The 24295-nt window shown below is 72.4% G+C and carries 19 protein-coding genes; 11 read left to right on the top strand and 8 right to left on the bottom strand.

What is annotated here, in order from left to right; genetic code table 11:
* Window positions 1-846 (top strand): DUF3800 domain-containing protein, encoded by an 846-nt coding sequence (locus B7K22_RS03225; RefSeq protein WP_084038320.1) that lies wholly within the window; start codon window positions 1-3, stop codon window positions 844-846.
* 33 nt (window positions 847-879) lie between these two features.
* On the opposite strand, the gene B7K22_RS03220 is transcribed toward B7K22_RS03225, so the two are convergent.
* Window positions 880-1869, bottom strand: a complete 990-nt coding sequence (locus B7K22_RS03220; RefSeq protein ID WP_084038319.1) for an LLM class flavin-dependent oxidoreductase — start codon at window positions 1867-1869, stop codon at window positions 880-882.
* Window positions 1870-2050: 181 nt separating this feature from the next.
* Window positions 2051-3472, bottom strand: coding sequence for an aminopeptidase P family protein (locus B7K22_RS03215; RefSeq protein WP_084038318.1), 1422 nt, complete (start codon window positions 3470-3472; stop codon window positions 2051-2053).
* On the opposite strand from B7K22_RS03215, the gene B7K22_RS03210 reads away from it, so the two are divergent.
* A complete protein-coding gene (locus tag B7K22_RS03210) occupies window positions 3465-4292 on the top strand; it encodes a PHP domain-containing protein (protein WP_084038317.1) in 828 nt (275 codons plus the stop codon). The genes B7K22_RS03215 and B7K22_RS03210 overlap by 8 nt on opposite strands.
* Window positions 4293-4371: 79 nt before the next feature.
* Complete coding sequence (locus B7K22_RS03205) at window positions 4372-4962, top strand: GNAT family N-acetyltransferase (RefSeq protein ID WP_084038316.1); 591 nt, start codon at window positions 4372-4374, stop codon at window positions 4960-4962.
* 91 nt (window positions 4963-5053) lie between these two features.
* Here the strand turns inward: B7K22_RS03205 and B7K22_RS03200 are convergent, their stop codons facing one another.
* Window positions 5054-6697, bottom strand: coding sequence for a DEAD/DEAH box helicase (locus tag B7K22_RS03200; RefSeq protein ID WP_084038315.1), 1644 nt, complete (start codon window positions 6695-6697; stop codon window positions 5054-5056).
* Between the two features lie 183 nt (window positions 6698-6880).
* Between B7K22_RS03200 and B7K22_RS03195 the strand changes: the two genes are divergently transcribed.
* The gene (locus B7K22_RS03195; RefSeq protein ID WP_084038314.1) at window positions 6881-7384 is read left to right on the top strand and encodes a gluconokinase; all 504 of its coding nucleotides are present in this window, start codon (window positions 6881-6883) and stop codon (window positions 7382-7384) included.
* A 10-nt stretch (window positions 7385-7394) separates the two neighbouring features.
* On the opposite strand, the gene B7K22_RS03190 is transcribed toward B7K22_RS03195, so the two are convergent.
* Entirely contained in the window at window positions 7395-7613 is a 219-nt protein-coding gene (locus B7K22_RS03190; protein ID WP_084038313.1) for a DUF3107 domain-containing protein, read from the bottom strand.
* A 60-nt stretch (window positions 7614-7673) separates the two neighbouring features.
* Here B7K22_RS03190 and B7K22_RS03185 point away from each other — a divergent pair, with 60 nt between their 5' ends.
* From B7K22_RS03185 to B7K22_RS03170, 4 genes are read left to right on the top strand one after another with little or no spacing between them, the layout of a single operon-like run.
* Window positions 7674-8603: a DUF3152 domain-containing protein gene (locus tag B7K22_RS03185; protein WP_084038312.1), complete on the top strand. Its 930-nt coding sequence runs from the start codon at window positions 7674-7676 to the stop codon at window positions 8601-8603.
* A gap of 10 nt (window positions 8604-8613) precedes the next feature.
* Window positions 8614-9585 carry a DUF368 domain-containing protein gene (locus B7K22_RS03180; protein WP_084038311.1) on the top strand — a complete coding sequence of 324 codons (972 nt, stop codon included), beginning with the start codon at window positions 8614-8616 and terminating at the stop codon, window positions 9583-9585.
* 39 nt (window positions 9586-9624) lie between these two features.
* The gene (locus B7K22_RS03175) at window positions 9625-12768 is read left to right on the top strand and encodes a UrvD/REP family ATP-dependent DNA helicase (RefSeq protein ID WP_084038310.1); all 3144 of its coding nucleotides are present in this window, start codon (window positions 9625-9627) and stop codon (window positions 12766-12768) included.
* Entirely contained in the window at window positions 12765-16055 is a 3291-nt protein-coding gene (locus B7K22_RS03170) for an ATP-dependent DNA helicase (RefSeq protein WP_159448736.1), read from the top strand. The genes B7K22_RS03175 and B7K22_RS03170 overlap by 4 nt, the downstream gene beginning before the upstream one ends.
* 5 nt (window positions 16056-16060) lie before the next feature.
* On the opposite strand, the gene B7K22_RS03165 is transcribed toward B7K22_RS03170, so the two are convergent.
* Complete coding sequence (locus B7K22_RS03165; protein WP_084038308.1) at window positions 16061-17005, bottom strand: phosphotransferase; 945 nt, start codon at window positions 17003-17005, stop codon at window positions 16061-16063.
* 201 nt (window positions 17006-17206) lie between these two features.
* Here B7K22_RS03165 and nudC point away from each other — a divergent pair, with 201 nt between their 5' ends.
* Window positions 17207-18091: an NAD(+) diphosphatase gene (nudC, locus tag B7K22_RS03160; protein WP_234983293.1), complete on the top strand. Its 885-nt coding sequence runs from the start codon at window positions 17207-17209 to the stop codon at window positions 18089-18091.
* Window positions 18092-18263: 172 nt separating this feature from the next.
* Complete coding sequence (locus B7K22_RS03155; RefSeq protein WP_084039712.1) at window positions 18264-20246, top strand: ATP-dependent DNA helicase UvrD2; 1983 nt, start codon at window positions 18264-18266, stop codon at window positions 20244-20246.
* A 5-nt stretch (window positions 20247-20251) separates the two neighbouring features.
* Here B7K22_RS03155 and B7K22_RS03150 read toward each other — a convergent pair whose 3' ends face one another.
* The 3 genes from B7K22_RS03150 to B7K22_RS03145 all read right to left on the bottom strand — a co-directional run bounded on the left by B7K22_RS03150 (window position 20252) and on the right by B7K22_RS03145 (window position 22958).
* Window positions 20252-21088 carry a hypothetical protein gene (locus B7K22_RS03150; protein WP_144276211.1) on the bottom strand — a complete coding sequence of 279 codons (837 nt, stop codon included), beginning with the start codon at window positions 21086-21088 and terminating at the stop codon, window positions 20252-20254.
* A gap of 169 nt (window positions 21089-21257) precedes the next feature.
* Window positions 21258-21416: a DUF5679 domain-containing protein gene (locus B7K22_RS12190; protein WP_144276210.1), complete on the bottom strand. Its 159-nt coding sequence runs from the start codon at window positions 21414-21416 to the stop codon at window positions 21258-21260.
* Window positions 21417-21551: 135 nt separating this feature from the next.
* Window positions 21552-22958, bottom strand: coding sequence for a zinc-dependent metalloprotease (locus B7K22_RS03145; RefSeq protein WP_234983291.1), 1407 nt, complete (start codon window positions 22956-22958; stop codon window positions 21552-21554).
* A 106-nt stretch (window positions 22959-23064) separates the two neighbouring features.
* Here B7K22_RS03145 and B7K22_RS03140 point away from each other — a divergent pair, with 106 nt between their 5' ends.
* Complete coding sequence (locus tag B7K22_RS03140; RefSeq protein WP_144276209.1) at window positions 23065-24273, top strand: PDZ domain-containing protein; 1209 nt, start codon at window positions 23065-23067, stop codon at window positions 24271-24273.
* Window positions 24274-24295: the final 22 nt, after the last annotated feature.

Here is a 24295-nt window from a genome sequence, read left to right as displayed (position 1 = left end):
TTGCTGCTGTTCTACGTCGATGAGAGCGGTGGCACGTCAGCGCCAAGGCCCGGGAGCTCGCGCCTGGCCAGCTCCTTCACGCTGGCCGCCGCCGCGATCCCCGATGATGCACGCAGCTCGGTCGCCGCCGACTTCGCCGCCATCAAGCGGCGTGCGTTCGGCGAGCTCGCGACGACCGCTCCCTGGGGTGAGACGGAGATCAAGGGCCGCTACCTCTGGCAGCTGAACCGACGGCTCGAGGGCGGGCCTGCCGGCGACCTCCCGTCGGCCTACGACGTGATCGACTCGAGGCAGAGCTTCAATCTCCTGCTCCACAGCGTGGAGAGGCTGTTCGCGAAGTTCAGGCCCGTCGTGTTCTCGGTCATCGTCGACAAGAGCATGCTTGCGAGCACCGCAGGCGCCGACCCGCTCGGAGTGGCCTACGCCTCCCTGTACCAGAGCGTGGCGCTGACCATGGAGCACGTGTACGGCGGCGCGAGTGCGGCGTTCGTCGCCGACCAGCAGACGGAGCACGAGAAGTTCTTCGAGACGGGCGCGATGCGGACGGTGATGCGCGCTCGAGCGTCGCAGGGCAAGTACCGCCCGAACTTCGACTTCATCCTCGACAAGCCGCTGTGGATCGACTCCGAGCTGAGCACCTGGGATCGCGAGATCATCCAGCTCGCCGATCTTGCGGCGTTCACCACGCGGGCATGGTTCGCGGACTCAGGAGTGCCGGGCGCGCGCCACTTCCTCTGGGAGGCGCTGCGCCCGTGCCTCGCGGCCGACTGGCGCACAGGCAGCAGCCCACGCGGCGCCGGCCTGACGATCATCCCCGACCCGGGCAGCAGCTTTCCGGAGCTCTAGGTCGCCCGGTGCGCGCGGGCTGTCGCCGGCACGTCAGCGAGACTGCCCGGCCGCTGTGAGCCGCACCGACTCCACGCGCGCGTCGGCGTCGAGCGCACCGTGTGCCGTGATGACCTCCTGAGCCCCGACCGAGCCCGCGAAATCCTCGAGCCAGGCGCGCGCATCGGCGCCGGAGCCGACTGCGGTGCACCGCATCATGTCCGCCATCGGTGCGCCCTGGGGAGAGGCGAGGAACGCGTCGATGTCCTCGTCCGAGTACTCAGGGATCGCCGGACCGCGCTTGAGCATGCCCCGCACGCGCCACCGGCGCGAGCGCTCGAACTGGTCCCGTGCGGTGGCGGAGTCTGCGGCGGCGAAGACGTTCGCCGCGACCATGAGGTACGGCTCGGAGAGCTGGTCCGACGGCTGGAAGGTGTCGCGGTAGACCTGAGTCGCCTCGTGCAGCGCTGCGGGCGCGAAGTGGGAGGCGAACGCGTAGGGCAGGCCCAGCTGAGCGGCGAGCTGCGCCCCGAACAGCGAGCTGCCCAGGATGTACAGCGGCACCTCGGTGCCCTTGCCTGGTGTCGCCTCGACGCCATGCACCCGGCTGGTCTCGCCGAGGTAGCCCTGGAGCTCGAGCACGTCCTGCGGGAAGCGGTCGGCATCCTGCGGCTCGCGGCGCAGCGCGGCGAACACGGCGCGGTCGCCGCCGGGCGCGCGGCCGAGCCCCAGGTCGATGCGACCGGGATGGAGCTCCGCGAGGGTGCCGAACTGCTCGGCGATGCTCAGGGGCGAGTGATTGGGCAGCATGACCCCGCCCGCGCCCAGGCGAATGGACTGGGTATGCGCCGCGACATGGGCGATGAGCACCGCGGGCGCTGCCGAGGCGATGCGGTCGATGTTGTGGTGCTCGGCGTACCAGACGCGCTCGTAGCCGGCCTGCTCGGCGGCGCGTGCGAGGTCGACGCTGTGGGCGTAGGCGGTCGCGGGTCGCTCGCCGGGAGCGACGGGCGCGAGGTCGAGGACGGACAGGGTCGTGCTCATGAATCTCCTGGGTGCATGGGGTCTGGCCAGGCAACACCCGTGCGCTCGCGGCTATGCCCGGGGTTCCCTGCGTCCTGGCAGTCGCTGAGTGCCGCATCTGCGTCTTCAGGCGGCACGAGATGACTGCCAGGGCGCATCATGAGGCAGTCACGGCGAGCGCGAGTGCCTGGACGCGACGGCGTCAGCCCTTGCGGTGGCGCGCCATCCAGGCCTCGACGGCACCGGGCTCGCGCGGCAGCGCCGCCGACAGATTCTCGACGCCATCCTCGGTGACGAGCACGTCGTCCTCGATGCGGATGCCGATGCCGCGGAGGTCCTCGGGCACCGCGAGGTCGTCCGCCTTGAAGTACAGGCCAGGCTCGATGGTGAAGACCATCCCTGGCTGCAGCGGGCCGTCCATGTAGAGCTCGCGCTTGGCCTGCGCGCAGTCGTGCACGTCGAGGCCGAGGTGGTGCGAGGTCGAGTGCACCATCCAGCGGCGGAAGAGCTTCGACTCCTCTGACTTCGCTTCGGGCACGATGCCCCACTCGCGCAGCCTCGTCTCGATGACCTCCATCGCGGCCTCGTGCACGTCGCGGAACGTCATCCCGGGTCGCGCGACCGCGAAGGCCGCATCGGCAGCCTCGAGCACCACCTCGTAGACCCGGCGCTGCACGTCGGTGAAGGTGCCGTCGACCGGCATCGTGCGGGTGAGGTCCGCGGTGTAGAGGCTCTCCACCTCGACGCCGGCGTCGAGCAGCAGCAGATCGCCGGCGCGCACCTGGCCGTGATTGGTGATCCAGTGCAGCGTGGTCGCGTGAGCGCCGGAGGCGGCGATGGTCTCGTAGCCCACCGCGTTGCCCTCCTCGCGCGCGTGGCCGTCGAAGGTCGCCTCGACCACGCGCTCGCCACGCTTGTGGGCGATCGCGCGGGGCAGCTCGCCCACCACGCGCTCGAAGCCGGCGATGGTCGCGTCCACCGCGTCGCGCAGCTGCTGCACCTCCCACTCGTCCTTGACGAGCCGCATCTCGGACAGCGCGCGCCGGATGGGCTTATGAGGGTGGGCGGCGAGGCGGATGTCGCCGGGCAGCTCGCTCAGGGGCTTCGTCGCGATGCCCGTCATGGCCCCGAACTCCTCGAGGCCCGGCCGCCTCCCGATCCAGAACTCGCCCGAGCGCGGATCGGAGTAGAAGCCGTCGTCGTCCTTGCCTGCGGGCGGCTGCAGGTACAGCGTGGCCTCGTGGCCGGATGCTGCGGGCTCGAGCACCAGCACCGCGCCAGGCTCGCGGTCGGTTCCCAGGCCGGTCAGGTAGGCGAAGTCGCGGTCGGGGGAGAAGCGGTAGTCGGTGTCGTTCGAGCGGACCTTGAGGTCGCCGGCTGGCACGACGATGCGCTTGCCGGGGAAGCGCTCGGACAGGCGCGCCCGTCGCTCGGCGGCGAAGGACGCGGAGGCCATGGCCGTGGTCTCGAGGTCGTCCGGCTCGGCCCACCGAGAGCCGATCCACGCCTTGAACTCGTCGTTGTCGGGGCGCAGCGCGCGGGCCTTGTTGGACTTGTCGGACTGCTCGTCGTTCACCGCACCATGGTCGCACGCCACCGTGCAATAGCCTGACCTGATGCGCATCGACCTCCACACGCATTCGCGGGTCTCCGACGGCACGGGGACGCCCGCACAGGTGATGCGCGAGGCCGCGGAGGCCGGCCTCGACGTGGTCGCGCTGACCGACCACGACAGCGTGGACGGATGGGACGAGGCGGCGGATGCGGCTGCCCGGGAGGGCCTCGAGTTCGTGCCAGGCATCGAGGTGTCCTGCCGCCACCGCGGGATCTCGATCCACCTGCTCAGCTACTGGCACCGTCCCGACGACGCTGGCGTCGAGCTGATGCTCGCCCGCACCCGCGACGCGCGCGTGCATCGCGCGCGGGAGATCGTCCGGCGCATCGGCGAGGACTACCCCGTGACGTGGGAGGCAGTGAGCGAGCACGCCGGGCCAGCCGCCACCGTGGGCCGTCCGCACATCGCGGACGTGCTCGTCGCGCAGGGGGTGGTGCCCACCCGCGACGCGGCCTTCCACTCCATCCTCGTCCCAGGCTCGCGCTACTACGTCCCGCACTACGCCCCGGAGGTCAAGGACGCCATCAGGACCATGCGCGCGGCGGGAGGAGTGACGGTGTTCGCGCATCCCGGGGCCGATGCGCGGGGCAGGGTCGTGACCACGTCAGTGATCGAGGGGATGGCCGCGACGGGCCTGGTGGGTCTCGAGGTGGACCACCGCGACCACGACGAGCGCCAGGTGGTCCGCCTGGCGCGCGTCGCCGCCCGGCTGGACCTCGTGAGGACGGGCGCGAGCGACTATCACGGCACGGGCAAGCGCAACCGTCTGGGCGAGAACCTCACGAGCCCCGAGTCGTACGAGCGGCTCAAGGCGGCCCGGCCGTCCTGACGCGGCGGCACTGACGCGATCGGGCGGCCAGGCCGTGGCGCATCGGCTGCGCACGCCGCGCCGTCCCTAGACTTTCGCCATGGCCTTCGCCGACACCCCGACTCTCGACAACGCGTGGGTGCGGCTCGAGGCACTGTCGCATGCTCACGCTGACGACCTCGCCGCCGCGATCGCCGCCGGTGACCTCTCGAGCCTCACGTACACGTGGATTCCCGAGCCCGCGGCGGTGGGCGCGGAGATCGACCGCCGACTGCGCCTGCAGGACGAGGGCACGATGGCGCCATGGGCCGTGGTCGACGCAGAGTCCGGTCGCGCCGTCGGCATGACCACCTACGTGAACATCGACGAGCCGAACCGCCGCGTCGAGATCGGCTGGACGTGGCTCGCGCGCGCGGTGCATGGCACGGCGGTGAACCCCGCCTCGAAGCTGCTGCTGCTCGAGCGCGCCTTCGAGGCGCTCGACTGCATCGCCGTCGAGCTGCGCACCGATCGCCGCAACGCCCAGTCGCGCGCGGCGATCGCCAAGCTCGGCGCGCGACAGGACGGCATCCTGCGCCGGCACAGGATCATGCCAGACGGCCACCTGCGCGACACGGTCGTGTTCTCGATCGTCGCGGACGAGTGGCCCGCGGTACGGGAGGGCCTGCGCGCGCGGCTCGCTTCAGGCTAGGAGCCTCGGCACGGCCGATGCGCGGACGTGCCCTGCGACGACAGACCCCGCCGACCGGTGGTCGGCGGGGTCTGTCGTTCAGATGCGTGCGTCAGGCCTGCGGCTGGGACTGCTGCCCCTGCGCGCCGCCCGACTGACCGCCGCTGCGGCGACGACGGCGATTGCGCGAGCGGCGCTGCCCGCCCTCGCCTGAGCCGGACTCGGTGCGGCGCTCCGCACCCGCATCGGCGCCGCGCTCGCGGGAGCCGCCCTCGCCGCGGCCACCGCGCGAGCGGCCGCGGCCGCCCTGTCCGCCCTGTCCGCCACGTCCACCACGACCGTTGTCGCGTCCGCCGCGTCCGCCGCGTCCGCCGTCGCGGCCGCCGCGGTCGCCGCCGTGCTTCTTGCCGGTCTCGCCCAGGTCCTCGACCTTCTCGGCCTCGAGGCCGGCGAGGTGCTGCTCGGACTTGGGCAGGCGACCCTTGGTCCCGGCCGGGATGTCGAGGTCGTCGAACAGGTGCGGCGACGTCGAGTAGGTCTCGACGGGTTCGGGGTAGCCCAGGTCGAGCGCCTTGTCGATGAGGCTCCAGCGCGGGATGTCGTCCCAGTCGACGAACGTGACGGCGGTGCCGGTCTTGCCGGCGCGGCCGGTGCGGCCGATGCGGTGCAGGTAGGTCTTCTCGTCCTCGGGGCACTGATAGTTGACGACGTGCGTGACGTCCTCGACGTCGATGCCGCGGGCCGCGACATCGGTGGCGACCAGCACGTCGATCTTCGAATTGCGGAAGGCGCGCAGCGCCTGCTCGCGGGCGCCCTGGCCCAGGTCGCCGTGGATGGCGCCGGCCGCGAACCCGCGGTCGCGCAGCTCGTCGGAGACCTTGGCGGCGGTGCGCTTGGTGCGGGCGAACACCACCGTGCGGCCGCGCCCCTGCGCCTGGAGCAGGCGGGCGAGGACCTCGACCTTGTCGAGCGCGTGGGCGCGGTAGACCAGCTGCTTGATGGCCTTGACGGTGGCACCGTCGTCATCGGGGTCGGCCGCGCGGATGTGGGTGGGCTGGGTCATGTAGCGACGCGCGAGGGCGACGACCGGGCCCGGCATGGTCGCCGAGAACAGCATGGTGTGGCGCGAGGCCGGGGTGGCGGCGAGGAGCCGCTCGACGTCGGGCAGGAAGCCCAGGTCGAGCATCTCATCGGCCTCGTCGAGGACCACGGTGCGCACGTAGCGCAGGTCGAGGTGGCCCTGGTTCAGCAGGTCGATCATGCGGCCAGGGGTGCCGACGACGACCTCGGCGCCCTTCTGCAGCGCCTCGATCTGGGGCTCGTAAGCACGGCCGCCATAGATCTGGACGATGCGCGTGGAGCGCTTCTTGGACGCCGTGATGAGGTCGCCGGCCACCTGCACGGCGAGCTCCCTGGTGGGGGCCACGACGAGGGCCTGCGGCTTGCCGGGCTCGTCGAGCTCGTCGAAGCCCGCCTCGCCGGGGGAGACGGTGCGGTGCAGCAGCGGCACGCCGAAGCCGAGGGTCTTGCCCGTGCCCGTCTTGGCCTGGCCGATGATGTCGTGGCCGGACAGCGCGACAGGCAGGGTCATGGCCTGGATCGGGAACGGCGTGAGGATGCCCTTGTCCGCGAGCGCCTGGGCGATGAGCGGGTTGATGGGGAAGTCGGCGAAGGCCTTCTCGGGAGCCGATGCGGTGGTCGGCTCGGGTGCGATCTCGTCGGCGGGCGCGACCGCGCCCGTGGGTGTGTCAGTCATGAGAGTCCTTGATCGGGTGCGCGCTCGGGCGCGCTGTCGGCGGGCAGCCGATCGCGAATCATTGTCCTTGCGGCCTTCGCTGTCTGCAGCGGTACCGCGCTTCTCATGACGACCGGTCAGCCCCGGGTCGTCATCCAGTGTACCGGGCGCATCCGGCTGCGGGCCAGGCCCTAGGCTCGACGCATGCGAGCGGTCGTCATGGGGGTCACGGGGTGTGGCAAGTCAACGGTCGGGAGGCTGCTCGCCCATGACCTCGGCGCGGAGTTCGCGGACGCCGACGACTTCCACACGGCCGATGCGGTGGCGAGGATGTCGTCGGGCGTCGCCTTGACCGACGAGGACAGGTGGCCGTGGCTCGATGCGGTCGCGTCGTGGCTGGCCGAGCGCGAGCGCGCGGTGGTCGCCTGCTCCGCGCTGAGGCGCGCCTACCGGGACCGCATCCGTGGCGTCGCCGGCGATGACGTGCAGTTCATCCACCTCGACGCGCGACAGGACGTGCTCGAGGCACGCGTGCGGCTGCGCAGCGAGCGCGACGGCCACTTCGCCGGAGCGGGCCTGCTCGACTCGCAGTACGCGACTCTCGAGCCGCTCGAGGACGACGAGCGGGGTGGGCGCGTCGACGTCGAGCGCTACGCGCCCGTCGACGCGGCAGACGCCGCGCGTGCGATCGCCGGCACGGTGCGCTGACGCCCGATCGTCAGGCGCCGAACCCCACGCGTCGCTTCGACTCCTCGCCGATCTCGACGTAGCCGAGCGCTCCCGCCGGCACCACGAGGCGGCGGCCCTTCGTGTCCGAGAGGTCCAGGATCGCACCGCCGACGGCGTCGTTGACGGCCTTGGAGACCTCGTCGGCCGTCATGTCCGTCTCGATGACGATCTCTCGTGCGACGTTCTGCACGCCGATGCGGATCTCCATGGCTGCCTCCGGGGATGCTGGGATGTCAGGGGACGCTGGGTCTGCAACTATCGTAGAGGCGTGATCCGAGGCGCCAGCGCGATGTTCGCGAGCAGAAGAACTGGCGGCCCGAGCGTCCTGGCGATCGTCCTGGTGATCCTCGCGGCCTTCGCCGTGGGCATCGGCGTGGGATGGGGGACGGGGGAGCTCGGCGCGACCCTCGCCGAGCCGGAGCCGTCCCCGAGCGCATCGCCATCGCCCTCGACCACCCCGGAGCCGGCGGTCAGCATCGAGCCGCTCGACCCGATCACGCGTGACCTCGACGACGATGACCGGCTCGCTGGCCTCACGTCCTTGGACATCGCCGAGGAGGGCGACGGCTCGTTCCGCACGGTGTCGCGCGACGGAGTGCCCACCGGCGACGCAGCAGCGGTGCGATGGGTGCGCGTCGACGTCGAGGACGGCCTCGAGATCGACGGTGCGGCGCTCAGCACATTCGTGCTCGCGGCTCTGGAGGACCCGCGCGGGTGGGGGGCGCGCGGGCGCTACGAGTTCGTGCCCACGGCTGGAGCCGCGGACATCAGGGTGGTGCTCGCGAGCCCCGCGACCACGCCGTCGGTGTGCCAGGAGCCGCACGCTGCGGCCGCCACTGGCGGGCAGGGCGGAGCGGACGCGGAGCCGGAGCCGTCGGCGTCGGCAACCGACGAGCTCCCGTGCGCCGCCCGTGGCATCGTGCCGATCAGCGTGTACGACTGGGCCGCGGGGCTCGACTCCTACGGCACGGACACGACAGGCGCACGGGTGTACCTGCTCAACCACGGCGTCGGTCACGTGCTGGGCGACGAGGACAGTGTGTGCGCCTCTGGCAGGGCCATCGTCATGGCAGACCAGGTCGACCTCAGCGACGAGTGCGAACCCAACCCGTGGCCCTCGCCCGACGAGCCCTTGCCTGATCCGAGCGCCTCAGCCAGCGCATCGGCCGCCGCCGGTCGCGCCGGCGACTCTCAGTAGACTTCGGGGCATGCCAGCCGATCTCCCCGCAGCCGGGCCGGAGCGGCCGCGTCATCCGGTGAGCGCGGCGGCGCTCAACGTCGCGCGCGGCGCCGTCATCGGCGCCGTGGAGATCGTGCCGGGCGTCTCCGGCGGCACCCTCGCGCTCGTGGTCGGCGTCTACGACACCCTCATCGACTCGGCGGGGTCGCTCGTGCGCGCGGCCGTGCAGGGCGTTCGCTCGCTCGCGAGCCGCCGGCATCGGGACGACGCCCGCGCGCTCGCGCGTGAGCACTCCTCGCGCGTGCGGTGGGGGGTGCTCATCCCCCTGGGGCTGGGCATGCTCGCGGCGATCATCGTCGTGTCAGCGACGCTCGCGCCGCTGATCGAGGAGCACCCCGTCGAGACGCGTGCGCTGTTCGCCGGGCTCATCGTCGCGTCCATCGCGGTGCCGGCCCGCATGGTGACGCGCTGGAGAGCCGGCGAGGTCGCGCTGGCGGTGGCGGGCGCGGCGGCGGCGTTCTGGCTCACGGGGCTGACGGGCACCCCGCAGGACGACCCCGCGCCGTGGATGATCGCGCTGTCGGCCTCGATCGCGGTGTGCGCGCTCGTGCTGCCAGGCGTGTCGGGCTCGTTCATGCTGCTCGTGCTCGGGATGTACGGTGCGACCCTCGCTGCCGTCAACGATCGCGACCTCGCCTATCTCGCCACCTTCGTGCTGGGCGCGATCCTGGGACTGGCGCTGTTCGTGACGGGGCTGCAATGGCTGCTCGCTCACCGGCGCAACCTGACGCTCGCGGCCATGACGGGCCTCATGGTGGGGTCCCTTCGTGCGCTGTGGCCCTGGCAGAGCGAGGACGGAACTCTCGAACCGCCGGGGGAGCATCGTGGCGCGGTGATCCTCCTGTTCGCCATGGGGATCGCGGCGGTGACGGCGCTCATGGCGCTCGAGCGGGCGGCTCGGGCGCGGGTGGTGCAGCCCGAGGCGAGCGCACCAGCGTGAACGTGCCTGGGTGTCAGACCTCCGTGATTCGCTGAGCTCATGACCGTCTCCCTCGTCGCGTCCCGCGAGCGCTCGGCCGTGCCCGCGCTGGTCGCATCGCAGCGGGCCGCGGTCGAGCGTGCCGTCCAGGCGGACGGCCACGTCGTGATCGTGGGCCCCCCGGGCTCGGGCAAGACGACCGTCGTGGCGGCGACCGCCGCGCTGGCCAGCGAGCTCGGCGTGGCGCCCGAGCGCATGCTCGTGCTCTCGCCCACTCGCGAGAGCGCGGCGCGTCTGCGCGACGGCGTGGCCGCGAGCGTCGGCCGCGCTTCCGGCGTCGCCGTGGTCCACACGGCCGCGTCCGTCGCCCACGCCGTGCTGTCCGCCCAGGCGGAGGCGCTCGAGGAGCCCCCGCCGCGACTCATCACAGGCGCCGACCAGGACGCGATGCTGCGCGACCTGCTCGAAGGTCACCGCCGCGGCGCGGGGTCCGCCCCTGACTGGACGGGCGTGGTGCCCCCCGAGGCCACGGCGCTGCCCGCGTTCCGCGCGGAGCTTCGCGACCTGATCATGCGCGCCACCGAGGCCGGGCTCTCCCCCGACGGGCTTCGCGACCTCGCAGCGCTCACCGGACGCGTCGAATGGGACCGCGCCGCGGCGGTCTACGACGAGTACCTGCAGGTCGCGCGCTGGCCCGACACGGAGGGGCGAGGCCTGCGGTACGACCCTGCGAGCGCCGCACGCGAGGCGGCCGTGGCGCTCGACGGCTGGCGGCGAGGATGGGGTCCACGGCCGTCGTGGGACCTCGTGGTCGTCGACGACTATCAGGACGTGACCGCCGCGACCATCGAGCTGCTCGACGCGCTCGCGACCGGGGGCGCCCGGCTGGTGCTCGTGGGCAATGCCGACGAGTCCGTGCAGGGCTACCGGGGGGCCGTGCCGAGCGCTCTCGCCCAGGCGACGGCGTCCACCGGCCGTCGTGCATTCGACGCCGAGCTCGTGCGGCTCGATGACAACCTGCGCCAGTCCCCGGGCCTCGCCCACGCCGTCGACCACGTCGTGTCTCGCATCGGCACGCAGTCCGTCGGCTCCGCCAGGCGCCCCTCCGGCGAGATGCCTGCCGGGGGCGCCGCCGACATCGAGATCCACGTCGCGCCGCACCGGTACGCGCAGTCGCGCGCCATCGCCGCCGCCCTGCGACGAGCACGCCACGGCGTCGATGGGCCCGCCATCCCCTGGGACCGCATGGGCGTCGTCGCCCGCTCGAACGGCCAGCTGCGGGAGCTGCGAGCGGACCTGCTCGCCTCAGAGATCCCCTGCGAGACGCTCGGCGACGGTCTCGCACTCCACGAGCAGTCCGCCATCGCGCCGCTGCTCGCGATGATGCTCATCGCGGCGAGCGAGACCGAATGGAGCGAGGAGTCGGCGACCCAGGTGCTCGGCTCGCGTCTGATCGGCATGGACCCCGTCGCACTTCGCCGACTGCGCCGCCAGCTGGTCCGCGAGGATCGAGCCGGCGGAGGTGCTGCACAGGCGGGCGAGCTCCTCGTGGACGCGCTCGCCGATCCGACGCGATGGGCGAGCCTGCGTGGGCCGGAAGCGCGCGCAGCGTCGCGCGCGAGCGCGGCGGTGCAGGCGGCGCGCGCCGTGTGCGATGCCGGGCACGGCTCTCCCCGGCGGGTGATCTGGGCGCTGTGGGAGGCACTCGGCGTCGCCGAGTCATGGCGCTCCGCGGCCCTGGCCGGATCGGCGAGGGACGATGCCGACCTCGACGCCGTGATCGCGCTGATGCGCGAGGCTCAGAACGTCGAGGAGCGGCGCTCTGGCGTGAGCGTCGCGGGCTTCGTGGACCACCTCGCCTCCCAGGAGTTCGCGGTCGACAGCCTTGGCGCGCGAGCCCATGCGGGCGCAGCAGTCGCGTTCGCCACGCCGGCGTCGGCGGCAGGGCGCGAATGGGATCTCGTCGTGATCGCCGGCGTCGAGGAGGGGCTGTGGCCCAATCTCCGGTTGCGCGACTCCGTGCTCGGAGCGCAGCACCTCGCTGAGCTCCTGACCTTTCGTGCGACGGCGGAGCCGCTCGGGCCCGAGGCGCGATCGCGGCTGGCGGCGTCCTCCCGCCGCGCGGTGCTGGACGACGAGACACGCTCCTTCGCCGTGGCGCTCTCACGCGCCACCAGGCGCGCCATCATCACCTGCGTCGAGGACGAGGACAGCAGGCCCTCGCGGTTCGTGGACTGGATCCGCGCCGCGACCGGCGTCGAGCCCGTCGCCACCGGGACCGTTCCGCGCGTGTCCGACCTGCGTCACGCCGTAGCGGCCCTGCGCGCTCGAGGCGCGATCGAGGGCGAAGGGCGTGAGGGCTGTGCCGTGGCGCTCGCCCGCCTCGCGGCGCTCGGCGTTCCCGGCGCTGACCCTGGCTCGTGGAGCGGCGTCGCCGAGCCCTCGACCGAAGCTGGCTTCTTCGACGGCGACGGCCTCGTCAGGGTGTCGCCGTCCAAGGTCGACGGCGTCGAGAGGTGCGGGCTCAGGTGGGCGCTGGAGAGCGCCGGCGGGGTGGGTGCTGACAGCGACAAGCAGCAGCTCGGGACGCTCATCCACGAGCTGGCTCACGACCATCCCGCAGGCTCCGAGCAGGAGCTCGTGGCCGCGCTCGGCGAGCGGTGGCACGAGATCGCCGGCGACTCGACCCTGCCCGACCGCGCGCTGCGGACCAAGGCCGAGGCCATGGTGCGCCGTCTCGCCGAGTACTTCGCCTCCAACCCCGCCCACGCCGTCGCGCTCGAGCGCCGCTTCGACGTCGAGATCGGCCAGGCGCTGCTGACCGGCAGCGCGGACCGCGTGGAGACCCGCGGCGCGAGCACCCGCATCGTCGACCTCAAGACCGGCGATCCCTCCTACGCCGGTGACCCGCTGACTCATGCCCAACTGGCGATGTACCAGCTCGCGGCCGAGCACGGCGCGTTCCCCGGCGTCGACCATGCCGACGGCGCGGCGCTCGTGTTCGTGGGCGGCACCACCAGGGCGCCCAGCGTCAAGGAGCAGCCCCCCATCGACGTCGCCGCCGAGCGCGCGCGCCTCGCGAACGTGGTCGAGGTGATGCGCGGCACGCGCTTCGCGGCGGTCGAGAACGACATGTGCGGTCGCTGCCCGGTCAGGCGAGCGTGCCCGATCCAGCCCGAGGGCAGGCAGGTGAGCGACGCGTGAGCGCCGAGGAGGGGACCGGGCACGTCATCGGGTCCGGACGAGCGGTCGCGGAGCTGTCGGCGGTCATCGATCCTGTGAGGCCCCCCACGCCCGAGCAGGCCGCGATCATCGGCGCGGGGCTCGAGCCCACCCTCATCGTCGCCGGGGCGGGCTCCGGCAAGACCGAGACCCTGTCCATGCGCATGGTCTACCTGCTCGACCACGGCGAGCGACTGTTCGGCAGGCACCTCAGCCCGGACGAGATCCTCTGCCTCACGTTCACCCGCAAGGCGGCGGCGGAGATCGCCGAGCGTGCCGCCCGCCGCATCGCCTCCGCCTTCGGCGACGACCCTGCTCGCCCTCCTGTGTCCGTGGCGACCTACAACGGCTACGCCGCGTCGCTGGTGGCGGAGCACGGGCTGCGGATCGGCGTGGATCCCGATGCGGCCACCATCACCGACGCGGCACTGTGGCAGCTCGCGGACTCCATCGTCTCCCACTGGTCGGAGCCCATCGGCACCTCTGCAGCGATCAGCACGCTCACGGCTGCCGTCAAGAGGCTCGCGGCCCAGAGCCGAGAGCACCTCACCACGCCAGGGCAGATCCGCCAGTGGGCGCGGCAGACGCTCGAGGGACTCGGCTCCCTGCCGGCGGCGCGCGGCGGCACGGCGATGGTGAACGCGAACGGCAACCCCACGCCGGAGGCCACCGCGCTCAAGCAGCTCACGACGCTCGTCGACCTCGCGCCCATGGCCGAGGAGTTCCTGCGCCGCAAGCGCGACGGCTCGTACCTCGACTTCTCCGACCAGGTCGCCTACGGCGTGCAGCTGGCGGACCTCGAGGGCGTCCAGGCGATCGAACGCAGCCGCTACCGCTTGGTGCTGCTGGACGAGTTCCAGGACACCTCGCCGGCTCAGCTGCGCCTGTTCGCGAGGATGTTCGGCCCCGGACACCCCGTGATGGCCGTCGGCGACCCCAACCAGGCGATCTACGGATTCAGGGGAGCCTCGGCGAGCGCGCTGTCGTCGTTCGTCGAGCAGTTCGGCGGACCCGATCTCGTCGCGACGCGCAGCCTGTCCGTCTCGTGGCGCAACGAGGCGTCCGTCCTGACCGCAGCCAACGTGATCGCGCGCTCGCTTCCCGTCCACCCGCAGGTGCAGGTGCTGCCGCTGCGGTCGAAGGGCCAGTTCCTGGGAGCGCCCGAGCCGGCACGCCGCGCGCCGGGAGTGGCGTCCCACATGGCAGCCGATCTCGCGGACGAGGCGCGGACCATCGCCGCCTTCATCGTCGCGAGGCGCGCCGAGCTGCGTGCAGCGTCCGGCGATGCCGCAGCCGGCCCGCCCACCGCGGCCGTTCTGTGCCGGCGGCGCGCGCAGTTCGGCCCCATCGTCGATGCGCTGGTGCGTGCCGGGATCGACTACGAGGTGGTCGGGCTCGGCGGGCTGATCGACACGCCTGAGGTGACGGAGCTCATCGCCCTGCTGCAGGCCGCTCACGACCCCTCGCGAGGAGACTCCCTCATGAGGCTGCTGGCGGGCGAGCGCGTGTGCCTGGGGCCCGCCGACCTCATGGCGCTCAAGGACTGGGCCGATCGCGACCGCGAGTCGCGCGCTGATCGCGAGCACGCGCCGACCATCGTGGACGCGCTCGACGACCTGCCCGACCCAGCGTGGCGGTCGCACGCCGGTCGCGCGCTGTCGCCCGCGGCGCACACGCGGTTGAGCGCGCTGCGGTCCGTCATCCGCGCCATCCGGGAGCACACGTACCTGCCGCTGACCGAGCTCATCGTCTTCGCTGAGCGCGCGTGGGGCCTCGACATCGAGGCCGAGGTCAGCCGCCCTGACGGCCGCGCCGCCCGCAACGTGGACGCCTTCGTCGACGCTGCTCGGTCCTTCGCCGCCGGCGCCGAGCGAGCGACGCTCGGGGCGTTCCTCGCCTGGCTCGACGCCGCACGCGAGGAGGAGCGGGGCCTGACCGCGCCGGTCAAGGAGCCCGAACCGGGTGCCGTGCAGATCCTCACGTGCCACAGCGCGAAGGGCCTGGAGTGGGACATCGTTGCCGTCCCCGGCCTCACGCAGGGCAGCGGGCGCGGGGCGCGCAGCCAGTTCCCGTCGGGCGGCGTGCCCAGGGTGACCGCCGAGGACGGCAGGCGCGCGATCGCCGTGAACGACGGCGCGTGGATGTCGGAGGCGGGTCAGCTGCCATCACCGCTGCGCCTCGATCGCGACGACCTTCCTCTGTTCGACCTGGGCGATGCCGTCGACCGAGCGAGCCTCAAGGACGCCATCGACGCATTCAAGGCCGAGTCCGGGCGCCACCGCGTGGACGAGGAGCGGCGCCTGTTCTACGTCGCCGTCACCCGAGCGCGGTCGCATGTCCTGCTGTCGGGCTCATGGTGGACCACGGCGGCATCACCATCCGTGCCCTCGCTGTTCCTCACCGAGATGATCGATGCAGGGCTCGTGACGCGAGACTCGTGGGAGCCGGCGCCGGCCGACGACGAGCAGCGACCGGCCACGGAGCCTGCGACGGCACTGTGGCCGACGCCGCCGAGCGCCGAGCAGCGTCGGCGTCGCGAGCTGGCGCGCCAGGTGCTCGAAGCGATGACCGCTCCCCGTGACGCCGCACCGGCCTGGTCGGAGCTGCCGTGGGGTCGCGACATCGAGGCCATGCTCGACGAGCGCTCGCAGCGCGCGAGCGGGACCGCGACCGTGCGCCTTCCCAGCCACCTCACCGCATCGCACCTGGTGGCGCTGCAGCGCGACCGCGCCGCCTTCGCCCACCAACTGCGTCGCCCGGTGCCGCAGGAGCCCACCCTCGCATCGGCGCGGGGCAACGCGCTGCACCTATGGATCGAGTCCCACTACGGCCACCCGGTGCTGCTCGAGCCCGATGACATGCTGGAGGACGAGGCCGTCGACGCGCAGGAGATCGGAGTGCTGCGCGAGACCTTCAAGCGTTCAGAGTGGGCGGCCCGCCAGCCCACCGACATCGAGGTGAGGGTCGAGATGCCCGTCGAGGGCATCACCATCCGGTCACGCATCGACGCCGTATTCCCTCCCGGCCAGGGGCTCCACAAGGTGACGGTCGTGGACTGGAAGTCCGGTCGTCCCCCCAGCGACCCCGAGGAGAGGCGCGCCCGCGAGGTCCAGCTCGCCGTCTACCGCCTCGCGTGGTCGGAGTGGAAGCGGGTGCCGCTGGCCGACATCGACGCGGCGTTCTACTACGTGGGGTCGGACCAGACCGTCCGGCCCGAGCGGCTGATGGAGCGCGAGGAGATCATCGCCCTGCTGCGCGGCGATTTCTGAGCGCGCTACGCCTCCGCGTCGTCGAGCGTGTCGTCGAAGAGCAGCGTCTCGAGGTCCGCGAGCATGCCCTCACCGTCGGAGATCACGTCCTCATTGTCCGTACGCACGCCGTACATGAGCCAGCGCACCAGCGCGAGCTCCGAGGCCAGCCGCGCGCGGTCGATCAGGTGGGGATCGCGCGCCTCGCGCCGGCCCATGCGGTAGGCCTCGGTGATGGATTCGAGCACGTCCTCCGGCGCTGACGCCGCCAGCCATGCGAGGTCGTCGGCAGGGTCCGCGACGCGTGCGTCCATCCAGTCGCCGATGCCCACCACGGCGTCGCCGCGCACGTGGATCTGGTGCTCGCCCAGGTCGCCGTGCACCACGGTGGGCTCGAAGCGCCACCACGCGACGTTCTCGAGCTGGTGCTCCCAGCGGTCCGCGAGCCGGGGCGGGATCTTGCCGGTGTCGATCGCCGCGTCGAGCTCTGCCATGCGCCGCTCCCGATATTCCTCGGCGGTGTACGTGGGCAGTCCCTCGTCCTCGATGAGGGTCGGCGGGAGCTCGTGGATCGCGGCCAGCGCCGTCCCGATGGCGGCGGCGAGTCCCGGGCCGGGGTCGACCCTGGACAGCACGAGCGGGCTGCCCGCGATCTCGGAGTACACCACCGCCCTGCCGCCCTCGGCATCCGCGAGCGTGGCGGCGCCTCGTGGCCGGGGAACGTCGAACGGGACCAGTCCGGTGTCGTGCGCGCGAGCGAGTGCCGAGAGCAGACTGCGCTCAGCCTCGAGCGCCGCGCCAGCCGCGGGCCGCTTGGGGGCCCGCACCACCCAGCGCGTGCCGGTGGCGTCCTTGACCACGACCACGTCGAAGTCCGCGTCCGTGTGGGGGCTGCGCAGGACGTCGTACACGTCGAGGCCAGGCACGGCGACGGACGCGAGCGCGGCGAGCGCGAGCGGAGAACGAGGCACGACCTCACGATAGGACCTTCGCGCTCGCGCGCGCGACAGCCCACTCCGTGAGCCCACCGCTCTCGCCCCGGCGCCCACCGCCCCTCGCGACCGCGAGATGGATCCATCTCGCTGGTCCAAGGCGCGAGAACGACGAGAGGGATCCATCTCGCGGGGAGGGGGCGGGAAGGGGAGGGGGCGGCGATGGCTTAGGTTGGGCAGGTGAGCACACGGGAGGACTTCTTCGAGCCGATGCGGGTCGACCGTGCCGCCCACAGGCGCCTGTCGCTCGACACCAGCACGGCCATGGCGGTCGCGGTCGAGGACGGCAAGGTCCTGGCGGACGCGGACGGCGTGGTGCGGCTCGCACCCGGGACGTGGGACGCCCGCGACGTGGTCTGCTACCTGGGGCTCGACGACGGCGCGGACGTGGTCGCCGTGAGCGCGCCGGCTGAGGACGATCGTGAGCTCGAGCCGCTGCGCTCGCTGCTCGGCAGGCTCGGAGGCGATGACCGCGGAATGCGCGACCGGGAGCTTGCGACGACCGCCGTGGCGATGGCCCACTGGCACGATGCCCACGCTCAGTGCCCGCGCTGCGGGACGTCGACCGAGCCGTCGCCTGGCGGCTGGCAGCGGCGCTGCGCTCGGTGCGAGCGCGACCTCTACCCCCGCACGGACCCGGCCGTGATCGTGGCCATCACGGACGAGCGCGATCGCCTGCTGCTCGCGCACGCCAGCTACTGGTCCGTCAAGCGCTACTCGCACCTCGCGGGCTACGTCGAGCCGGGGGAGAGCCTCGAGCAGGCGGTGCATCGTGAGGTTGCCGAGGAGGCCGGGCTGCGCTTGAGGGACCTGACCTACATCGGCTCGCAGCCCTGGCCCTTCCCCGCGTCGATGATGGTCGGCTTCACGGCGCGCGCGGTGGATCCGGCGTTCACGCTCGACGAGGAGGAGATCTCGGACGCGAGGTGGGTGACCCGCGACGAGCTCGAGGCGGCCATCGAGGCGCGCGAGCTCATCATCGCGCCGCGCGGGTCGATCGCGCGCCGCATGCTCGAGGAGTGGCACGGCGACGGCGATCGCCTCACCCGGCTCCAGGCCGACTGACCCGACGGCGCCCCAGCGGGCGGTGGTGGCTCGACTCCTCCGCCCTCCGCCCTCCGCCCGCCGTCCAGCCGTCGGCACGTGCGGGCGGGCGGGCGCCGCGCCGTCGCATCGGCCCTCCACACGCGAGGAGCGTGCTGCCTCCCTGTCACCTGGGGCTGAGAGAATGCCAACCATGTCAGCCGACGCGATCCTCGACGCCCTCGACCCGGAGCAGCGGGAGGTCGCGACCGCGCTCCACGGTCCCGTGTGCGTGCTCGCGGGAGCGGGCACGGGCAAGACGCGCGCCATCACCCATCGCATCGCCTACGGCGTCCGCGTGAACGCGTATGCGCCGCAGTCGGTGCTCGCGGTCACGTTCACGGCGCGCGCGGCGGGCGAGATGCGCCAGCGGCTGCGTGCGCTCGGCGCGCCCGGTGTGCAGGCGCGAACTTTCCATGCGGCGGCGCTGCGGCAGCTCAGCTACTTCTGGCCCCAGGTGGTCGGCGGTCAGATCCCGCAGCTCGTGGAGCAGAAGGCGCCCATCGTCGGCCGCGCCGCCCGCCGCGTGGGGCTGAGTCCCGATCGGCTCACCGTGCGCGACCTCGCGAGCGAGATCGAGTGGTCGAAGGTGTCGCTGGTGAGTGCGGAGGACTATGCGCGGCGCGTCGCCGACGACGGCAGGCCGGTGCCGGCCGGCGTGTCCGCGCAGCAGATGGCCGACGTGCTGCGCGCCTACGAGGACGCCAAGTCGGAGGCGGTGGTGCTCGACTTCGAGGACATCCTGCTGCTGCTGGCCGACATCATCGGGCGCCACGGCGAGGTGGGCGATCAGATCCGCCGGCAGTATCGGCACTTCGTGGTCGACGAGTACCAGGACGTGTCGCCGCTGCAGCAGTTCCTGCTCGATCAGTGGATGGGCGACCGGCGGGAGCTGTGCGTCGTCGGCGACCCGGCTCAGACCATCTACTCGTTCGCAGGCGCGAGCCCCGGCTACCTGCTCGACTTCACGCGCGCGCACCAGGACGCCACGGTCGTGCGCCTGGTGCGCGACTATCGCTCGACGCCCCAGGTCGTGAACCTCGCCAACGGTCTCATGGCCCAGCGCGGCGGGCGCCGTGCCGGCGTCGAGCTCATCTCGCAGCGCCCATCGGGCCCCGAACCCATCTTCACGGCCTTCGACGACGAGGCGGCGGAGTCCGCTGGCGTGGCCGAGCGCGTCGACGCCCTGATGAAGGGCGGCGTCCCCGCTGGCGAGATCGCCGTGCTCTACCGCACGAACAGCCAGTCCGAGGCGCTCGAGGAGGCCCTCGCCGAGCGTGGCATCGGCTACCTGGTGCGTGGCGGGCAACGGTTCTTCGACCGCGAGGAGGTGCGCAAGGCGATGGTCCTGCTGCGTGGCGAGGCGGTGACCGCGTCTGAGGCTCCCCTCGGCGAGCGCGTGCGCTCGGTGCTCATGGAGGCCGGCTGGTCGGAGTCGGCACCGAACGCGCGTGGTGCGGTGCGCGAGCGCTGGGAGGCGCTCGAGGCGATCGCCCAGCTCGCCGACGACTTCGACACGGATGCCGGCGGAGGCGCAACGCTGCGCGAGCTCGTCGAGCACCTCGCCGAGCGCGCGCAGGCGCAGCACGCCCCCGCGGTCGACGGGGTCACCCTGACGACCATGCACGCCGCCAAGGGGCTCGAGTGGGACGCGGTGTTCGTCGTCGGCTGCTCCGAGGGGCTCATGCCCATCGCGCTGGCGGAGACGGACGAGGCCGTCGAGGAGGAGCGGCGGCTGCTGTACGTCGCCGTCACGCGCGCTCGGGAGCACCTGCATCTGTCGTACGCGCGCGCTCGGAAGGCCGGTGGCCGCGCGAACCGCAAGCGCACCCGGTTCCTTGAGCGCTGGTGGCCCGAGGCCGCGAGGCCGCGCGCGCGCCGCGCGACGCGCTCCGAGCGGCTCGAAGGGCTCGACGCCGACCAGGCGCATCTGTTCGAGGCGCTTCGCGCATGGCGCCTGGGCGTCGCGCAGGAGGCCTCGAAGCCGGCGTTCACCGTGTTCACCGACCCCACGCTCATCGACATCGCGGTGAAGCGTCCGCGCACCCTCGGTGACCTCGCTCGGATCAACGGCGTGGGATCCGTGAAGCTCGACCAGTTCGGCGAGCACGTGCTGCGGGTGGTCGCCGAGAACTGACCGCGCTAGTGGTTCGCGCAGGCGCACGCGGGGTGGCGTTGCCCGACCGGTTGGCCGCGCACACCGTCCTCGTCGACGCGCCACCTGCTGCCATCGCGCCCCTCGGCGAAGTCGGAGGCCACGAGCGCGACGAGCGCGCCCGCGACGGACGCCACGAGCGGGTCGCTGTGCGGGGTGCGCCCCTCGCACTGCAGCGCCAGCGCGGGCCACTGCGCATCGGCCTCGGTGGCCCACAGCCCCAAGCACGTGCAGCACGGCCCCACGCCGGGAGTGATCACCGGCCCGACGCTAGCGCCCTGCTCGTCTGTGCACACCAGCAGGTGCGGGACGTCGGCGGCCATGAGCGCGCGTGCGGCGTAGACGGGCAGGCCGACGGAGACGAGCACCTCGAGATCAGCGGGTGCGCTCGCTGCACGCACGTCCGCTCCGGCGACGCGCGCGGACACGGTGTGCGCCGCGGCGAGGCCGCGCGAGGACCCAGGCGCGACGCGAGCCCCCGTCACACCGCTTCTCCTGAGCGGTGCAGCGTCCGCGAACGCCACCGCCCAGCCGATCCGCGCGAGCGCGGTCGCGGCGTCGACTGCGATGGCCGAGGCGGAGTGGAATCGAGCGACCCCGCGAGGGCGCGGCGGCCGCGCCTCGACGTCGCTCGCCTCGAGCGCGGCGATGAGGGTGCCGTATGTGCGGCGCTCGAGACGTCCGATCGCTCTTCCGCCCTCGAGCGTGGCGAGGAACGCGAGCTCCTTGGTGCTCAGTCCCTCGAGCACCAGCGGCTTGGCCAGCCCCACCTGGGCGCCGCCATCGCCGCGGGAGAGGATGGGTGTGGCCGGGCGCAGTCTCATGCCTCCCAGCGTTGCAGGCACGCCGCTGGCATGGGGGCTTTCCACAGGGCCGCTTGGGGGCGGGCGTCCCAGGGCGCGCCGGAGGTGCGTGCCCAGGTCGGGGGCGCCCTCCTGACATGACAGAGGCGGGCGGCCCGTGGGCTGCCCGCCTCGTCAGTCTCGGTGGGGGTCAGGCCTTGCCGAGGATGCGGTTGAGCTTGGTGCCGCACTCGGGGCACGTGGCCTTCGCCATGCGGCGGCCGTTCTCGGAGACAACGACGTCTCCCTCGGTGGTGCGCTTGTCCTTGCACTTCACGCAGTAGAACTCGCCAGAGTACTTGTCGGCCATGGGCCTTCTCCTTCTCTCACGCGCGCCGCCGGAGCCGCACGCTCTGATGGCCCCGACGGGCCACTTCGCCTTCAGACTAGACGCAGGCGCGTCCGTGGCCGCGAATGCAGGCCCACCGTGTCGTGCGTTCGAATCTCAGGGCGCGGAGTCGCCGGGCTCGCCGGTCTCGTCGTCGGCACGGCCCTCGCCTCCATCGCCGGCCGCGGAACCACTGTCCCACGCGCCGCTCAGCAGCGCCTCGAGCTCGCGGTCGACCTCGTCCGTCGCCGTCCCCGCGAGCAGCCTGTCCACCCACGCCGCTGGGTCGTCGAGCGCCTCTGCGCCCGGCAGGACGTCGGGGTGCGCCCAGACGGCGTCGCGCCGCTCGGCGCCAGCACGTTGGCCGAGCGCCGCCCACAGCGCGGCCGCATCACGAAGGCGTCGCGGGCGCAGCTCGAGCCCGAGCAGCGTCGCGAAGGTGTCCTCGGCAGGACCGCCGGACGCGCGGCGCCTGCGCATCATCTCGCGCAGCGCGCCGATGGAGGGCAGGTGGGGCGCCGCCGCGCGCAGCGTCACCTCCTGCACCCAGCCCTCGATGAGCGCCAGCAGTGTCTCGATCGAGCCGAGCGTCTCGCGCTGCTCATCGCTGTGATGCGTCGCGAAGATGCCGGTCGTGAGCGCCTCCTGCAGCTTGTCGGGCTCGGTCAGGCCCACGTGGCGGACGGCCTCGTCGAGCGCCTCGAGGTCGATCGAGATGCCCGCCGCGTAGCGCTCGATGAGGTTGTGGACGTGGCCTGGCAGCCAGGGTGCGGCCGTGAACAGCCGGATGTGGGCGGCCTCGCGCAGGGCGAGGTAGGCGCGCACCTCGTCATCAGGCACTCCCAGCCCTGCGGCGAAGTCCGCGACAGCTCCCGGCACCATCACCACTCGCGGCTCGGCGAGCAGCGGAAAGCCCAGATCCGTGATGCCGAAGGCCTCACGAGCCATCTGGCCCGCCGCCTGGCCCACGTGCATGCCGGTGACCGTGGGGCTCACGGAGCCCACGATCCCGGCCGCCTCCCCGCCCAGATGCCCCGCAGCGTCCTCGGAGGTGAGGATGCCGCCCAGCGCCTTCGACACGCTCGTGGCGACGGGTCCCGCGAGCACTCGCCAGGTGGGCATGGTCGCCTCGACCCACTCGGCGCGGCTCCACACCTTCGGCTCGAGGGGGGAGGGGTCGAAGTCGGTGACCGCGTCGAGCCAGAGCTCGGCGCTCGACACGGCGGCGCGGTGCGTCGCCGCGACCTGTGCCGTCACCGACGGGTCGCCGCCCTGCGCCGCGACGCCGCGTGCGACGTCGTGGGCAAGCTTCCAGTTCACGTCCTCACCCTGCGACTGCGTCACGAGCGAGCGGATCTGCCCGAGCACGTGGTCCATCATCGCCGGATTGGAGAGCATCCCGCTGGCCTGTGCGAGAGCCTGGGGATCCATGCCCATGCGCTCGAGCTCCTCGAGCGCAGCCTCGGCGTCATCCCCGAACAGCTCGCGCAACAGTCGCATCCACGGGGTCTCGTCCTCGCTCACCGGCGTCTCCTGGGGGTCGTGGCGGCACCTGATGCGTCGCCTCGTCCAAACTAACGCTCGGGAGGAGCGATTGGGCGCATCGTTCGCTATGAGCAATGATGGGCGGGTGACCCTGCCGCCCGACCGTCCCCACGCGACCGGAGACGTGGCGCGCGACGCGGGCAGGTCCGCTCCCTCGCCGATCGATGGCGCGTTCGTCGCCGAGCCGCCCCAGGGTGATCGAGAGCCCGCCGCGGCGCACGGCGACGACCATGACGGGGGCGCGCCTGACCGACGATCGCTGGTGATGTCCGTGACCGGTCTGGGCGCGTCGGTGCTCATCGCCGTGCTGTCGATACTCCCGGCGGCGTACGCGATCGGCGGGCCCGGGCCGACGTACGACACCTTGGGCGAGTCGGATGGGGTCGAGGTGGTGGAGATCTCCGGCGCACCCACCTTTCCCGCATCGGGCGAGCTGCGCCTCACGACCGTGTCCGTCGCGCGAGCGAGCTCGACGCCCTTCACTCTCGGCCGGGTGCTTCGCGAGTGGGCATCCTCCTCGGCATACGTCGTCCCGGAGGAGGAGGTGTTCGGCACCCCTGACCAGGAGGAGCAGTTCGAGGAGCAGGCCCAGCAGGACTGGATCACGTCTCAGGAGGCCGCGACGGTCGCAGCGCTCGAGGCACTCGACCAGCATGTGCCCGCCGAGCTCGACGTGGCCCTCGTCGACGAGTCCTCGAACGCGGCTGGGCTGCTGGAGCCCGGCGACCGCATCGTGTCCCTCGATGGTGTCGAGGTGGACTCGTATGCGGCCCTGATCGACGGGCTTCGCGACCACGCCCCCGGAGACGACGTGACGGTGGGCTACGTGCGCGCCGGCGTCCAGGGTGAGGCGACCTTCGCCACGCTCGACGACGGCGCAGGCAATGCGATCATGGGAATCTACGTCGATCCGACGTTCGACATTCCGATCGACGTCACCGTGAACGTCGCAGAGGTCTCCGGCCCGAGCGCAGGACTGATGTTCTCCCTTGGGATCATCGACAAGCTCACCGAGGTCGACGAGCTCTCCGGCGCCGCCGTGGCAGGCACGGGCACCATCGATGTCTCGGGCGACGTGGGGCCCATCGGCGGGATCCGAATGAAGATGTATGGTGCCCAGGACGCCGGGGCTTCCGCGTTCCTGGCCCCCGTCGAGAACTGCGACGAGGTGGCCGGGAACGTTCCCGACGGCCTCGACGTCTACTCGGTGGACACGCTTGACGATGCCTACGAGGCCGTTCAGGCGATCGGGGCGGCTGACACCGCCGCCTTGCCCACGTGCGACGCGCCATGATGACCTGTGACGTGACACCTCA

It is taken from the genome of Demequina sp. NBRC 110053, assembly GCF_002090095.1.
Classification (GTDB): Bacteria; Actinomycetota; Actinomycetes; order Actinomycetales; family Demequinaceae; genus Demequina.
This window is presented reverse-complemented; position numbering and strand designations above follow the sequence as displayed.

Excerpts from the sequence above, each read along its gene's own strand:
- B7K22_RS03195 (WP_084038314.1), top strand. The coding sequence starts at position 6,881 with ATGCGAGCGGTCGTCATGGGGGTCACGGGGTGTGGCAAGTCAACGGTC.
- B7K22_RS03190 (WP_084038313.1), bottom strand. The coding sequence starts at position 7,613 with ATGGAGATCCGCATCGGCGTGCAGAACGTCGCACGAGAGATCGTCATC.
- B7K22_RS03150 (WP_144276211.1), bottom strand. The coding sequence starts at position 21,088 with ATGAGACTGCGCCCGGCCACACCCATCCTCTCCCGCGGCGATGGCGGC.
- B7K22_RS03180 (WP_084038311.1), top strand. The coding sequence starts at position 8,614 with ATGCCAGCCGATCTCCCCGCAGCCGGGCCGGAGCGGCCGCGTCATCCG.
- B7K22_RS03210 (WP_084038317.1), top strand. The coding sequence starts at position 3,465 with ATGCGCATCGACCTCCACACGCATTCGCGGGTCTCCGACGGCACGGGG.
- B7K22_RS03200 (WP_084038315.1), bottom strand. The coding sequence starts at position 6,697 with ATGACTGACACACCCACGGGCGCGGTCGCGCCCGCCGACGAGATCGCA.
- B7K22_RS12190 (WP_144276210.1), bottom strand. The coding sequence starts at position 21,416 with ATGGCCGACAAGTACTCTGGCGAGTTCTACTGCGTGAAGTGCAAGGAC.
- B7K22_RS03155 (WP_084039712.1), top strand. The coding sequence starts at position 18,264 with ATGTCAGCCGACGCGATCCTCGACGCCCTCGACCCGGAGCAGCGGGAG.
- B7K22_RS03205 (WP_084038316.1), top strand. The coding sequence starts at position 4,372 with ATGGCCTTCGCCGACACCCCGACTCTCGACAACGCGTGGGTGCGGCTC.
- B7K22_RS03215 (WP_084038318.1), bottom strand. The coding sequence starts at position 3,472 with ATGCGCATCAGGTCAGGCTATTGCACGGTGGCGTGCGACCATGGTGCG.
- B7K22_RS03175 (WP_084038310.1), top strand. The coding sequence starts at position 9,625 with ATGACCGTCTCCCTCGTCGCGTCCCGCGAGCGCTCGGCCGTGCCCGCG.
- B7K22_RS03220 (WP_084038319.1), bottom strand. The coding sequence starts at position 1,869 with ATGAGCACGACCCTGTCCGTCCTCGACCTCGCGCCCGTCGCTCCCGGC.